Raw genomic sequence first — 12,136 nt, 5'->3', positions numbered from 1 at the left:
TAGTTATACGCATTGCTGATGGCGATGTACGACTTATCTATTCACATTAATTGGGCGCAAAGAGGTTGGTTCTGTTTACAATTGTTTAACTTAATTGCATATCCTTGTTTGAAAGGTTCGATATTTGCTCACTCGAAAGGTGATTTTCTGTACAAGCGAACTCAGCACTGAAGAACAACACCAACAAAAACATGAAGCGCAGTCTAATTAAATGAAACTAATATGCTGTATTTAAAGTTATTTTTTGTTAATAACTACCTCTATCACAGAAATTAATACTGAAGCACATACAATTCCCTTGATTTCGAATGAGCGCTAAATTTTTTCGTTCGAGCATTTTAATTCTTCCTTCGCCCAATAATTATGAGGTTCCTATGTTTGGAATATTCAAACCTATGGCGCATATCGATCGCTTGTCATCAGATAAGATCGATAGCACCTACACACGACTACGATGGCAGCTGTTTCTTGGCATCTTCGTTGGCTATGCAGGTTACTACTTAGTCCGTAAAAACTTTAGTTTGGCGATGCCTTATCTCATTGAACAAGGTTTTAGCCGTGGAGAACTAGGGGTTGCATTAGCGGCGGTATCTATCGCTTACGGCTTATCTAAGTTCTTAATGGGCAGTGTTTCTGACCGTTCTAACCCTCGTTACTTCCTCAGCGGTGGCTTGTTAATGTCGGCGTTGGTGATGTTCTGCTTCGGCTTCATGCCTTGGGCAACAGGCAGCATCACTGCGATGTTTATTCTGCTGTTCTTGAATGGTTGGTTCCAAGGTATGGGTTGGCCAGCTTGTGGACGAACCATGGTTCACTGGTGGTCACGAAAAGAACGTGGTGAGATCGTATCGGTATGGAACGTTGCTCACAACGTGGGTGGCGGTTTGATTGGCCCGATGTTCTTGTTGGGGCTGTGGGCTTTTAACGACGATTGGCGAACCGCTTTTTATGTTCCTGCTTTTTTTGCCACTCTCGTTGCTGTCTTTGTTTGGTTTACTGTAAGAGATACACCTCAATCTTGTGGCTTACCACCGATTGAAGAACACAAAGACGATTACCCAGACGACTACGATACGTCTCATGAGAAAGAAATGACGGCGAAAGAGATCTTCTTGAAGTACGTTTTCTCTAACAAACTGTTGTGGTCAATCGCGATTGCTAACGCGTTTGTTTACCTTATCCGTTATGGCGTACTCGACTGGGCTCCGGTTTACTTAAAAGAAGCAAAAGACTTCTCTGTCGATAAATCATCTTGGGCTTACTTCCTGTATGAGTGGGCAGGTATCCCTGGCACCTTATTGTGTGGTTGGATTTCAGATAAGCTATTCAAAGGCCGACGCGCACCTGCAGGTATCTTGTTCATGGTTCTAGTTACAGTTGCTGTGTTGGTATATTGGCTGAACCCAGCAGGTAACCCTACGGTTGATATGTTGGCACTGGTTGCGATTGGTTTCCTAATCTATGGCCCTGTAATGCTGATCGGTTTGTATGCACTGGAACTTGCGCCTAAGAAAGCAGCGGGTACAGCGGCTGGTCTAACGGGTTTGTTTGGTTACTTAGGTGGCGCGGTTGCTGCGAACGCAATACTCGGCTTTATGGTTGACCATTACGGCTGGGATGGCGGCTTCATTATTTTGGTCGGTGCTTGTGTAGCTTCTATCATCTGTCTGCTTTACGCCTTCTTAGGTGAACGTGTGCACCATAAACAAAAAGATCTCGAGCGAGAGAGAGAAGCGCTAGCTCAGTAGTGTATTTACTGAATCACATCTATAAATAACAACAGAGGCAGGTATATCCTGCTTCTGTTTTATCAAGGGGAAACAATAATGAAAACAACGTAACTGTCTCTGACCTTATTAGCACTAAGTTTATCTGCAAATGCGTTCGCCGATCCTTTAGTGATTGCGCATCGCGGCGCTTCTGGTTATTTACCTGAACACACTTTACCCGCTAAAGCGCTCGCTTATGCAATGAAACCCGACTACATCGAACAAGATGTCGTGATGACCAAAGACGACCAATTGGTGGTTTTGCATGATCATTATCTAGACCGAGTCACCGATGTTGCGGACCGCTTTCCAGACCGTGCACGAGCAGATGGCCGTTACTACGCGATTGATTTTACGCTCGCTGAGATCAAATCCCTGAAAGTGACCGAAGGCTTTAACCTAGATGAACAAGGCAAAAGAGTGGCAGGGTATCCAACGCGCTTCCCAATGTGGCAGTCTGATTTTCGCGTTGCTACCTTTGCAGAAGAGATCGAGCTGATCCAAGGTCTAAACAAAACGCTCGGTTATGACGTGGGCATCTATCCTGAGATAAAAGCACCTTGGTTCCATCGCCACGAAGGCAAAGATATCTCCAAAGCTGTGCTTGCGACCTTGCATCAATATGGTTACCTATCGAAAGACGACAAAGTGTATTTGCAGTGTTTCGACGCCAATGAACTTCAACGCATTAACGATGAGCTCATGCCTGCTATGGAAATGGATCTTAAGCTCGTTCAGTTGATGGCCTATACAGATTGGAATGAAACCATGACGTACCAAGGTGACATAGCAACGCCGTACAGTTACGACTGGATGTTTGAAGCTGGTGGCATGAAAAAAGTGGCGACTTATGCGGAAGGAATTGGCCCTTGAAAGCCAATGTTGGTAGACGATGCATCGACCAAAGATAACATCATTATTAAGCCATTAATGAAATCAGCAAAAGACGCGGGCTTAGATGTTCACCCGTACACGTTCCGTGCTGACCCGGGAAGAATCCCAGCTTATGCTGATAATTTTGATGGGATGTTGGATGTCTTCTACAACCAAGTCAAAGTCGATGGTGTGTTTACTGACTTCCCAGACAAAGCGGTCGACTTCTTGAACCGTTAATATCCTGCTAATTACGAGCGACTATTAACGAGATATTCAGAGCTAAAAGCACACACTAAAGCTGTTTTTGGCTCTTCTTTTACTTTTTGGATCTACTTGTATTGGCCTCGAAATCCTTCCGATATTCTTCTTTCTCAGCCCACACTTTGATATCCACTCGGTTTACAGCAATAACCTGACTTGATAGGTTACTCCAAATGCAGCCAGATGCTTAATCTATAAGTCTTTATCGGCTCAAGCTCATATTGAATTTGGAAAGATCATGGAAGAAAGAAGCAAAGCTTATCTAGATAGCTACCTCAACACATTGCCTGCAGACGTTGCTTCGCAATACACCTCTTTTAGTGCCGACTATTACTGTGCTGATGAATACAACGCCAACGTCTGCGCTCAGTTAATCCTCAAGGGTGAAAAACAGGCGTCTTGTGGCCTTGAACATTGGTATACCCATGAAGGAGAGAGGAGACCAGTAGTAGGTCACTTGCAAGTCGTCACCGATTGGGATGGTAAGCCCGTCTGTATTGTTGAGATCACGTCGGTGTCGTCGTGCAAATACAACGAAGTGACGGCGGAGTTTGCTGCTGCAGAAGGCGAGGGTGACAAAACACTAGAATGGTGGAGAGAAGCTCACTGGAATTTCTTCTCACGTGAATGTGAAGAGCTCAAGATCTCACCAAGTGAAGACATGTTACTTATGTTGGAGCGTTTCAAAGTGGTTTATCAGTAATACAGTAACCGTGAGTGTCGTATTGAATCGCAAGGCTTGGCATTTTAGTCTTCATTTGAACATTACAAGATAACTAACAATCACAAGGAGAGTGATGTGAAAATAGCGATATTGGATGACTATCAGAACGTTGTTAAAGACCTCGATTGCTTCAACAAACTCGAACAACACGATGTCACGGTATTTACCGAGACTTTCTCAGAGCAAGATCTCGTCGCAAAGTTGGTCTCGTTTGAAGCCATTGTGCTCATTCGTGAAAGAACCGAGATCACCGAAACTTTGTTATCGCAGCTCCCAAACCTCAAGCTTATTAGCCAGACGGGCAAAGTGAGTAACCATATCGACCCACAAATGTGCGAACGATTTGGTGTTACTGTGTTAGAAGGCCGAGGCTCGCCTGTTGCGCCCTCCGAGCTATGCTGGGCGTTGATTATGGCTGCATCGCGCCATATTCCGATTTATGCTTCAAACCTTAAACAGAACCAGTGGCAAGATTCTGGCTCGTTAGGGCTAGGTCGAACTTTGAAGGGCTTGAAGCTAGGTATTTGGGGCTACGGAAAAATCGGAAAATGCATTGCACAATATGCCAAAGCATTTGGGATGTCTGTCGTAGTGTGGGGCAGCCAAGCTTCACGCGTTCAAGCACAAACAGATGGATTAGAAGCAGCAACAACCAAACAAGACTTCTTTCGAGAAGTTGATGTGCTTTCTTTGCATTTGCGTTTGAATGATGTCACCAGAGGATGTGTTACGGCACACGACCTCAGCTTGATGAAGCCGGACTCACTGTTTGTGAACATCAGCCGTGCCGAGTTAGTCGAACCGACGGCCTTGTATCATGAACTACGCGAGATACCGACCAAAACAGCCGCTATTGATGTGTTCGATTGTGAGCCAGTAACTACAGACACCGAACCGCTATTGTCCTTACCAAACGTCACTGCGACTCCACATTTGGGCTATGTTGAACAAAATAGCTACGAACTCTACTTCGATATTGCCTTCGACAACATTCTGTCCTATCAAAGGGATGGCATATAGCGATAGAATCTGCCCAAAGCAATAAAAAGGTAGAGAAGTATGAGCTTAACAATCAGAGAAGTCGCGGTAGAAGATGCACAAGGCATTATTGATGTATTAAATCCAATCATTATCGAAGCGCGTTATACAATCTTGGACCAAACTTTTACTGTTAATGAAGAAAAGGCATTCATTGAGTCGTTCCCAAAACGTGGTGTATTTAGCGTTGCAGTCAACGAAACGACCAACCAGTTACTTGGTTTTCAGAATGTAGAACCATTTGCTACTTACACTAAGGCCTTTGACCACGTTGGTATTATTGGCACTTATGTTGATGCAAATAGCCGTGGGCAGGGCGTTGCAAAACAGTTATTTGATTACACATTTAAAGCAGCCAAAGCCAAAGGTTATGAAAAGCTGTTTGCCTATGTAAGAGCAGATAACGAACGCGCTTTAGCGGTCTATATTGAGCAAGGCTTTGAAATCGTCGGAACGGCTAAAAAACACGGTAAGATTGGCGATCAGTACTTTGACGAGATCCTTATCGAGAAGTTTTTATAGGCTCGCTTAAACATTAGATAATTCATCGTATGCAGGAGGCAAGATGACAAAGCTAATCGAATTAACAGAAGTAGTCTTATTCGACTGGGGCAATACGCTGATGGTCGATTTCCCAGACGCACAAGGGAAGATGTGTGACTGGGAAACCGTACAAGAAGTGAGTGGTGCTCGTGCATTACTGGATGAACTCTCCAAAAATCATCAAGTTTATGTTGCCACCAATGCCGGTGATTCCAGTAAAGAGGACATCATTCGTGCCTTTGAGCGTGTTGGCCTGTCTCAATATATCTTGGGTTACTTTTGTAAGGCGAGCATTGGCTTTTCTAAGTTCGAGTCGGGGTTTTATCCTGCCATCATTTCTAAGCTCGGTGTTTCACCACAAGACATCACCATGGTAGGCGACACCTTAGAGAAAGACATTTACCCAGCACTTGAAGCGGGTTTGAATACGGTGTGGTTGAACACGGAAGGAGTTGAGCTTAAGTCACAGCATCCACGTATCGTGCAAGTTCAAAGCCTAAGTGAACTGTTGGACAAGCGCGATTAACTCTCTGATATTAAGCTCAGATAAAGCGCTTGTCTGTTTTGACGCCAACGTCTCATCTCTTTGCTGTCTAATCCTCTAAGCTAAGTCTAGTTTCCACTATGAGGGCTAGGCTATGAGTATCGAACGTCACGGAATATCGGTTGGAATTGAACGTGTTAGCGGTGAAACCATCGTTGTGTTTAAAGCGAAAGGCAAACTCACACACGATGACTATCAAGCAATGATGCCAATTCTGAATACCACGCTAGAAGAACTCGATTCATCTAAACTCAAGATGCTGGTCGATATCTCTACCTTAACGGGTTGGGAGTTACGTGCTGCTTGGGATGATTTCAAACTGGGATTAGAGCTCAATTCGAAGATAGACAAAATCGCGATTTATGGTGATAAAAGCTGGCAAGAATTCGCTTCAAAAGTAGGGAGTTGGTTTGTGTCTGGTGAGATTAAGTCATTCGAAGACCACGACTCTGCGCTTAAGTGGTTGGTCTACTGATAATATTCGCGAACAGCTAACGAACAATCAGTAAACATAGCGAATGACAGTTGACGAGCATTATCTCGAACGCTGTCATTTTTCGTTTTGGCGATGATATTTCCTATTCGATTCAATAGAGTATATTCCTTCCAGCGTGTAACATACCCAGGCTGTGTTTGGTCGTGACTAGTAGCGCGGCCAGATTCAGTAAGAACGAGAACTAAAACAGAAATAAGGTCTAACGACATGCATAAGGTAATTGATAAGCTGGCTTGGATATTCATCAAAGACGGCAAGTTGTTGATGGTGAGATCAAAAGGCAAAGAATTGTTCTATCTCCCGGGTGGTAAGCGTGAAGCGGGCGAAAGTGATGAGCAAGCACTGGTTCGCGAAATCAAAGAAGAGATCTCAGTTGATTTAGTGCCTGATTCCATCAAATACGTCGAGACGTTTACAGGCCAAGCTGATGGTAAAGCGGAAGGCGTCTCAGTGCAATTGACTTGTTATCTTGCTGATTATACTGGCGAACTGTCTTCAGATGCCGAAATCGAAGAACTTAAGTTTGTTGATGGCAACGACAGAGCGGTATGCTCATTGGCAGCACTGGTTGCGCTTGATTGGTTAGAAGCGAACCAGTATTTGGCTTAAGGTTTTAGCTGACTTAGCTAATGCTGAAGATTGATCTTCAAAAGATCATCGCTTACGAATAGCTTGAAGGGCGGCTGTCTTTCATCAACAGGTCGAGTTTCCTTTGAGCTTTCTTCGTGTCTTGTAAATCCACCACCTCAATCATTTCACACTCATCTCGTACCATCTCATTAATCAGGCTCGGGTAGTGTCTGCAATCTTCTGGACGGTCTAAGTAAATGCTACATGTGTACTTGGCTTGAGCCTTGGTGTCTTTCGTCGGAACCAGTTCCAGAAAAGGGCAGCGAGTTAAACGTTCGCCAGATTCAGGGTCAAACCAAATCTCGCTTCCTCGAACATATTCAAAGATGTCTGGGTTGAACAGCTCCCACAAATCGATCTCTTCTTGAGTCGCGGCAAGGTCGCCATCTCCGTATTTGATACAGCATTTTCCGCATTGATTACAATCTTTCATTATCGACTTCATTGGTTGGTGAGCTTTTATCATTTTACCACTGATAAGCGTGACACGTTGACTTTGTTGTTCATGGTTAAGCCGTTACGGGGTGGGAACATGGAATAGCGGCACTTAAAATCAACTTATCTATGCACCACCACTCCAATCAAAGCTGTAAACAGTGATACAATTTGCGCCTCTCACGTTATTAAAGCAAAGGCATCAAAATGAGAACCGTATACACCACCGAAGGCAACATCAACGCAAAGAAACAAAAAGAGGCTTACCCAAAGCTCGCTTTATGTGACAAGTGCGTTGGTGACTATGTGGTTATCGAGCAAGGTGAACGAACTTACAAGCCCTGTGCTAAATGTGGTGCCGACGATTAATGCGCCTTGATAAATACCTATGTAAAAGCACTGACCTAACCAAGCCTGAAGCGATTGAACGCATCCATAATGGCGAGGTGAACGTAAACTGTGAGATTGTCACCGATGAATCGACTCAGGTTCATGAAAGCAACACCATCTTGTTAAATGGCACGCCGCTTAAGTTGCGTGAATTTCGATACCTCTTAATGCACAAGCCTGCGGGTACTATCTGCTCTAACATCGACGAAGTTTATCCTTCATTGTTCAACTACATCGAGATAGACAAAGCATCAGAACTGCACATCGCAGGGCGCTTAGACGCTGACACCACAGGCTTAGTCTTAATTACCGATGATGGGCGATGGTCATTCAATATTACGCTGCCAACTAAGTCGTGTAAGAAGGTATATCGCGTGACATTGTCACGAGATATCAAAGACGATGTCGCTGATAAGTTTAAAGCGGGCATTCAATTGCAGGGCGAACAAAAATCGACGCGTCCGGCAGAGCTCGAAGTGATTACCAGTAAAGAAGTGTTGTTGACCATTACAGAAGGCAAGTTTCATCAAGTAAAACGAATGTTTGCTGCGGTCGGGAATCGAGTTGTTGGCCTACACCGAGAACAGATTGGTGACGTTCGTTTGGATGTTGAAGCAGGCCAGTGGCGTTATCTAACTAAAGCCGAAGTTGACTCATTTCAGCAAGATTCTCAATAAGAGCTCTCAATAAACGTCGTAACTACTTAAAGCGTTAAGCGTGTCAGCACCAGAATATCAACACTATAAGGATGTAGGATGGAAAACCTCAAAGTCTCAGAAATTAAGTCTTTTGTACCCGCGAAAGACTTCGATTTATCTAAACGTTTTTACCAGTCAATCGGCTTTGAAGTGATGTCTGAATTTCACGATATCGCCTATCTACGACACGGAGGTTGTGCGTTCCTTCTGCAAAACTTTTATGAACCTGCGCACTGTCACAATTACATGATGCACTTGCTGGTTGAAGACGTAAAAAGTTGGTATCAACACATCCAAAACTCTAATGTAGTGTCGGAATTTGAAGTTACCGTTTCCGAGGTTGTTGAACAGCCATGGGGAATGCTTGAGTTTTGTATCACTGACCCAAGTGGTGTGCTGTGGCGTGTGGCTGAAAACATTAGGCCGCGTTAATTCATCCAACTTGCATTAAGGCCAGTGAAAACTTCAAATTATCCATCTGTTTCTTTATTTATGCCGACATAAGGCAATGATCAAATAGGTTCAAACATGGATATAAAGGCTAAAATGCACAGCCAAGACGTTTACTACTGTGACGACGTTGATTTGGTTGCTGAGCAAACTCAATGCTTAGAAGTGCTATACGATTTCAACCACACTCGCCCGAGTGAAGGTGATAAACGACAACAAATCATAAAGCAGTTGTTCGCCGAAGTCGGTGAGGGCTGCTACATTGAACCACCATTACATGCGAACTGGGGGCGTCACACGCACCTAGGCAACAACGTATACGTAAACTTCAATCTAACTTTGGTCGATGACACCGACGTATTCATCGGCGACAACGTGATGATTGCGCCTAACGTGACCATTGCAACTGGCACACATCCCATCAGCCCAGAACTCAGGCTAAAAGCGGCGCAGTTCAATGTTCCTGTTCGTATTGGCAACAACGTATGGCTTGGCGCTCACACCGTCGTACTTCCCGGTGTCACTATTGGTGAAAACTCAGTAATAGGGGCAGGGAGCATCGTCACCAAAGACATCCCAGCCAATGTCGTTGCAGTCGGCAACCCATGCAAAGTGATACGCGAAATCAACGAACGCGACCGAGAGTATTACCACAAAGATCGCCGCATTCCCGATGAATTAAAGTAAGTGACTTTTCACATGCCTTAAATTAGCTGTGACATAAGCCATTGTTATGCAATGGCTTAGTTGCATATTGCTTGCCTATCTTAGAAACTAGACAGAATTATTCTGTCTAGTAGCTGTTATGTGCATGGAGGCACTTTGAAGAAACTAAGAGTAGCTTTAATGGTATTAATACCGTTAGTAATGCTGGCAAAAATCTACTACCCCGATTTCGCAGCTAAAAGAAGTAATGAAAACCAGAAAGAACAATTCCAGGAACTTTTACTGGGGGGAGATGACAATAATGCATCCGTCAGCTCGGTATCCATATATGAAAATGTAATCTCATTGAAAATCAATATTCACAATGTCTTGTTAACTGAATCAATGAAAACCAAGTTTTCTCAGAACTCACATCGAGTTTTTCCTAAGAAGGTATGTAGCAGCGCAGGCCTTAGAGATTGGCTGGAAAGTGGAAAATGGATTTCGATAGATGTTATAGCTAACAGTGACAAAACTGTAACAAACATTAGAGTAACAGGTGAGAATTGCACATAACAAGGAGTTATGACAATATCCATAATTAAAGGAATCAGATGAACAAAATACGAATAGTTTTAGTCATGGTCTGCATGATTGCTCTCGGTTTCATGTTGGGTGCTGGCTTCTACTCTGGTGAACGACACACAAGGATTCAAGGTGAAGGGGTCCCTTTATTTGAAGTCAAAGTTGCCAGCCATTTCCCTTTAAAACCTCTGGAAAAATTCAATATTACAACTGATAGCCCAATTACTACCTTTCGAGTTCCTTTAGCGTTAGAAAGCGACCCTCAGCTTAGTTTTCTAACAGACTTCGAAGTTACAATTGATAACAAGTCTGGCTTGGTGGGCCGAGTTAAAATCGAGCGAGGTTTTGTTACTAAGAGCGAGTGTATTGCTGCACTAGGTACCTTGGTCAAGAAGCTACAGGCTCACTATCCAGTATTTCAGTTTGAAGCAGGTAAGTCGAACTACTCGAAAACGGTTGGAGATTTGCGAGTTGGTGCTTCATGCTCAGTTTATGAAAAATCCCCATACGTTTCGTTAGAGTACTATTTAGAAAGTAACTCCGTAGCAGATAATATCCTTAAAGCTTTTACGCAAAGTTAAAGCTATAACAAAAAGTTTAAGAGTGATACACAATGCTAGGCACTTTTACTTCATGTTTATAGCACAATGGTTTAGGTAAGGTGTTGGCGTTATATGCACAAGTGGTTCGTCCTTACATTGTCGTCGTTCTTACCTGTTTAATTAGAATCAAATAGCTAATGATTCCACCGAAGACGGGGAAGCTTAATGATAAGAATAGTATCAGTCCTTTTCTCTGAACTTCATTGTTAGCTAGTACGATTATGAGTGGTAAAAGCCAAGTAATGACCGAAGATGTGAAAAGAGACACTCCTAAAATTGTAAATGTCATTTCATTGTGAACGCCTGAATAGTTGACTACAAAACTTAGTATCAACATGAAACAAAACAGGGCAATAGATTGTTTTAGTAACCTCAGCATTTTCATTAGCATTATTCTGGGAACTCTAATCAAGCAATAAATGTGGTCAATGTAAGCTTTTGTTTTATTGAAATCTAGGATTGTTCCATTACAGGTATGGAAGTGTGATGTTTGTGAGTGCATATAACAAATAATTTAAGCAGATTCGCTACGCTTGGCGGTTTGAATTTGAATCGGCTTTAGTGATTAAGGCACAATGGTTTAGTTTGGTGGCAGCGTTGCTCATTACTTAATTGGTCGTCAGGTGCAACTACGTTTCAGCACAAATAAATACAAGGATTATGTATGTTTATCATTTCTTTGACTTATCAGGTTTCTCTGGAGGAAATTGATGCCTTTATTCCTGAGCATGTGGATTATCTAAATGAACAATATGCTAAAGGTTACTTCATTTTATCTGGGCGCAAAGAACCAAGAACTGGTGGTGTAATTATTTCCACTATTAGCGACCGCAATGAACTTAATGAAGTACTTGCTCTAGACCCTTTTAATCGAGAAGGTTTAGCTTACTATGAAGTCACAGAGATAGTCCCTACAAAAGCATCAAACAGTCTCAAGTTCCTCGTTTAGCATCTGGTACATAACGAGTGCTTCAAGTGGGATTCACAAAGTGTGGTATTTTTACTATGCGTTGGTTTTGGTGTTTAAGCTAGCGTTATGCCTTATCAAATTCGGAGAATATATGGATATCTTGATTGAGCAAGAAATTGAGCTTCATCGGTATGAAATACGTCAGAGCCTTCCTGATATTGAGCGTCTAATCCATCCTAGCTTTTCTGAAGTTGGTAAATCAGGCACCACGTATGATTTTGCTTCAATTATAGAAATGATGAGTTCAGAACAACCTTCAGGAGTTCAAATTCATTCTCAAAACTATGAATGTGTTCAACTTGAACCATCGGTTCAGCTACTAAAATACGAGTCGGTTTTAATAGCACCGTCAGGCGAGACTACCGATTATGCTAAACGTTGCTCTATCTGGGTTTTTAATGGCTCACGGTGGCAATTGAAGTTTCATCAAGGGACGCCATGCACAACTTTCGAATTGATCTAGAATCAAGCTTGGAAAAC

General features: G+C 43.0%; 16 protein-coding genes and 1 pseudogene. 16 read left to right on the top strand and 1 reads right to left on the bottom strand.

The features are described 5' to 3' along the window. The first annotated feature begins 374 nt into the window (after positions 1-374). From glpT to MSG38_RS06295, 8 genes and pseudogenes are all read left to right on the top strand, one after another. Entirely contained in the window at positions 375-1,748 is a 1,374-nt protein-coding gene (gene glpT / locus MSG38_RS06330; protein ID WP_248401306.1) for a glycerol-3-phosphate transporter, read from the top strand. 93 nt (positions 1,749-1,841) lie between these two features. Beyond that, positions 1,842-2,882 (top strand): annotated as a pseudogene (gene glpQ / locus MSG38_RS06325) (glycerophosphodiester phosphodiesterase). Between the two features lie 262 nt (positions 2,883-3,144). Continuing rightward, positions 3,145-3,609, top strand: a complete 465-nt coding sequence (locus tag MSG38_RS06320) for an ASCH domain-containing protein (protein ID WP_248401305.1) — start codon at positions 3,145-3,147, stop codon at positions 3,607-3,609. Positions 3,610-3,705: 96 nt separating this feature from the next. After that, positions 3,706-4,650 carry a D-2-hydroxyacid dehydrogenase family protein gene (locus tag MSG38_RS06315; protein ID WP_248401304.1) on the top strand — a complete coding sequence of 315 codons (945 nt, stop codon included), beginning with the start codon at positions 3,706-3,708 and terminating at the stop codon, positions 4,648-4,650. A gap of 39 nt (positions 4,651-4,689) precedes the next feature. Next, positions 4,690-5,190 carry a GNAT family N-acetyltransferase gene (locus MSG38_RS06310; protein ID WP_248401303.1) on the top strand — a complete coding sequence of 167 codons (501 nt, stop codon included), beginning with the start codon at positions 4,690-4,692 and terminating at the stop codon, positions 5,188-5,190. A gap of 43 nt (positions 5,191-5,233) precedes the next feature. Beyond that, entirely contained in the window at positions 5,234-5,737 is a 504-nt protein-coding gene (locus MSG38_RS06305; protein WP_248401302.1) for an HAD family hydrolase, read from the top strand. Positions 5,738-5,849: 112 nt separating this feature from the next. Then, positions 5,850-6,230, top strand: coding sequence for an STAS/SEC14 domain-containing protein (locus tag MSG38_RS06300; protein WP_248401301.1), 381 nt, complete (start codon positions 5,850-5,852; stop codon positions 6,228-6,230). 228 nt (positions 6,231-6,458) lie between these two features. Continuing rightward, positions 6,459-6,860 carry an NUDIX domain-containing protein gene (locus tag MSG38_RS06295; protein ID WP_248401300.1) on the top strand — a complete coding sequence of 134 codons (402 nt, stop codon included), beginning with the start codon at positions 6,459-6,461 and terminating at the stop codon, positions 6,858-6,860. Between the two features lie 52 nt (positions 6,861-6,912). Here the strand turns inward: MSG38_RS06295 and MSG38_RS06290 are convergent, their stop codons facing one another. Next, the gene (locus MSG38_RS06290) at positions 6,913-7,314 is read right to left on the bottom strand and encodes a YkgJ family cysteine cluster protein (RefSeq protein WP_017065706.1); all 402 of its coding nucleotides are present in this window, start codon (positions 7,312-7,314) and stop codon (positions 6,913-6,915) included. 209 nt (positions 7,315-7,523) lie between these two features. Here MSG38_RS06290 and MSG38_RS06285 point away from each other — a divergent pair, with 209 nt between their 5' ends. The 8 genes from MSG38_RS06285 to MSG38_RS06250 all read left to right on the top strand — a co-directional run bounded on the left by MSG38_RS06285 (position 7,524) and on the right by MSG38_RS06250 (position 12,119). Continuing rightward, positions 7,524-7,685, top strand: a complete 162-nt coding sequence (locus MSG38_RS06285) for a hypothetical protein (protein WP_017059212.1) — start codon at positions 7,524-7,526, stop codon at positions 7,683-7,685. After that, on the top strand, positions 7,667-8,383 hold the full coding sequence (locus MSG38_RS06280; protein ID WP_348983501.1) for a pseudouridine synthase: 717 nt from the start codon (positions 7,667-7,669) through the stop codon (positions 8,381-8,383). The genes MSG38_RS06285 and MSG38_RS06280 overlap by 19 nt, the downstream gene beginning before the upstream one ends. A gap of 78 nt (positions 8,384-8,461) precedes the next feature. Beyond that, positions 8,462-8,836 (top strand): VOC family protein, encoded by a 375-nt coding sequence (locus MSG38_RS06275; RefSeq protein WP_017097421.1) that lies wholly within the window; start codon positions 8,462-8,464, stop codon positions 8,834-8,836. 96 nt (positions 8,837-8,932) lie between these two features. Further along, on the top strand, positions 8,933-9,541 hold the full coding sequence (locus MSG38_RS06270) for a sugar O-acetyltransferase (RefSeq protein ID WP_248401298.1): 609 nt from the start codon (positions 8,933-8,935) through the stop codon (positions 9,539-9,541). A gap of 135 nt (positions 9,542-9,676) precedes the next feature. After that, on the top strand, positions 9,677-10,075 hold the full coding sequence (locus MSG38_RS06265; protein WP_248401297.1) for a hypothetical protein: 399 nt from the start codon (positions 9,677-9,679) through the stop codon (positions 10,073-10,075). A gap of 38 nt (positions 10,076-10,113) precedes the next feature. Continuing rightward, complete coding sequence (locus MSG38_RS06260) at positions 10,114-10,665, top strand: hypothetical protein (protein WP_248401296.1); 552 nt, start codon at positions 10,114-10,116, stop codon at positions 10,663-10,665. 685 nt (positions 10,666-11,350) lie between these two features. Further along, positions 11,351-11,635, top strand: coding sequence for a YciI family protein (locus MSG38_RS06255; RefSeq protein ID WP_248401295.1), 285 nt, complete (start codon positions 11,351-11,353; stop codon positions 11,633-11,635). A gap of 112 nt (positions 11,636-11,747) precedes the next feature. Beyond that, on the top strand, positions 11,748-12,119 hold the full coding sequence (locus tag MSG38_RS06250; RefSeq protein WP_248401294.1) for a DUF4440 domain-containing protein: 372 nt from the start codon (positions 11,748-11,750) through the stop codon (positions 12,117-12,119). The last annotated feature ends 17 nt before the right edge of the window (positions 12,120-12,136 follow it).

Origin of the sequence: Vibrio sp. 1CM24A (assembly GCF_023161725.1) — a bacterium.
Lineage (GTDB): Bacteria > Pseudomonadota > Gammaproteobacteria > Enterobacterales > Vibrionaceae > Vibrio > Vibrio coralliirubri.
Note: the sequence above shows the minus strand (reverse complement) of the source record. Positions and strands in the feature narration are given on the sequence as shown.

Bases quoted from the DNA above. Each gene is read 5' to 3' on its own strand.
- glpT (WP_248401306.1), top strand. From the start codon at position 375: ATGTTTGGAATATTCAAACCTATGGCGCATATCGATCGCTTGTCATCA.
- MSG38_RS06320 (WP_248401305.1), top strand. From the start codon at position 3,145: ATGGAAGAAAGAAGCAAAGCTTATCTAGATAGCTACCTCAACACATTG.
- MSG38_RS06310 (WP_248401303.1), top strand. From the start codon at position 4,690: ATGAGCTTAACAATCAGAGAAGTCGCGGTAGAAGATGCACAAGGCATT.
- MSG38_RS06305 (WP_248401302.1), top strand. From the start codon at position 5,234: ATGACAAAGCTAATCGAATTAACAGAAGTAGTCTTATTCGACTGGGGC.
- MSG38_RS06300 (WP_248401301.1), top strand. From the start codon at position 5,850: ATGAGTATCGAACGTCACGGAATATCGGTTGGAATTGAACGTGTTAGC.
- MSG38_RS06295 (WP_248401300.1), top strand. From the start codon at position 6,459: ATGCATAAGGTAATTGATAAGCTGGCTTGGATATTCATCAAAGACGGC.
- MSG38_RS06290 (WP_017065706.1), bottom strand. From the start codon at position 7,314: ATGAAAGATTGTAATCAATGCGGAAAATGCTGTATCAAATACGGAGAT.
- MSG38_RS06285 (WP_017059212.1), top strand. From the start codon at position 7,524: ATGAGAACCGTATACACCACCGAAGGCAACATCAACGCAAAGAAACAA.
- MSG38_RS06280 (WP_348983501.1), top strand. From the start codon at position 7,667: ATGTGGTGCCGACGATTAATGCGCCTTGATAAATACCTATGTAAAAGC.
- MSG38_RS06275 (WP_017097421.1), top strand. From the start codon at position 8,462: ATGGAAAACCTCAAAGTCTCAGAAATTAAGTCTTTTGTACCCGCGAAA.
- MSG38_RS06270 (WP_248401298.1), top strand. From the start codon at position 8,933: ATGGATATAAAGGCTAAAATGCACAGCCAAGACGTTTACTACTGTGAC.
- MSG38_RS06260 (WP_248401296.1), top strand. From the start codon at position 10,114: ATGAACAAAATACGAATAGTTTTAGTCATGGTCTGCATGATTGCTCTC.
- MSG38_RS06255 (WP_248401295.1), top strand. From the start codon at position 11,351: ATGTTTATCATTTCTTTGACTTATCAGGTTTCTCTGGAGGAAATTGAT.
- MSG38_RS06250 (WP_248401294.1), top strand. From the start codon at position 11,748: ATGGATATCTTGATTGAGCAAGAAATTGAGCTTCATCGGTATGAAATA.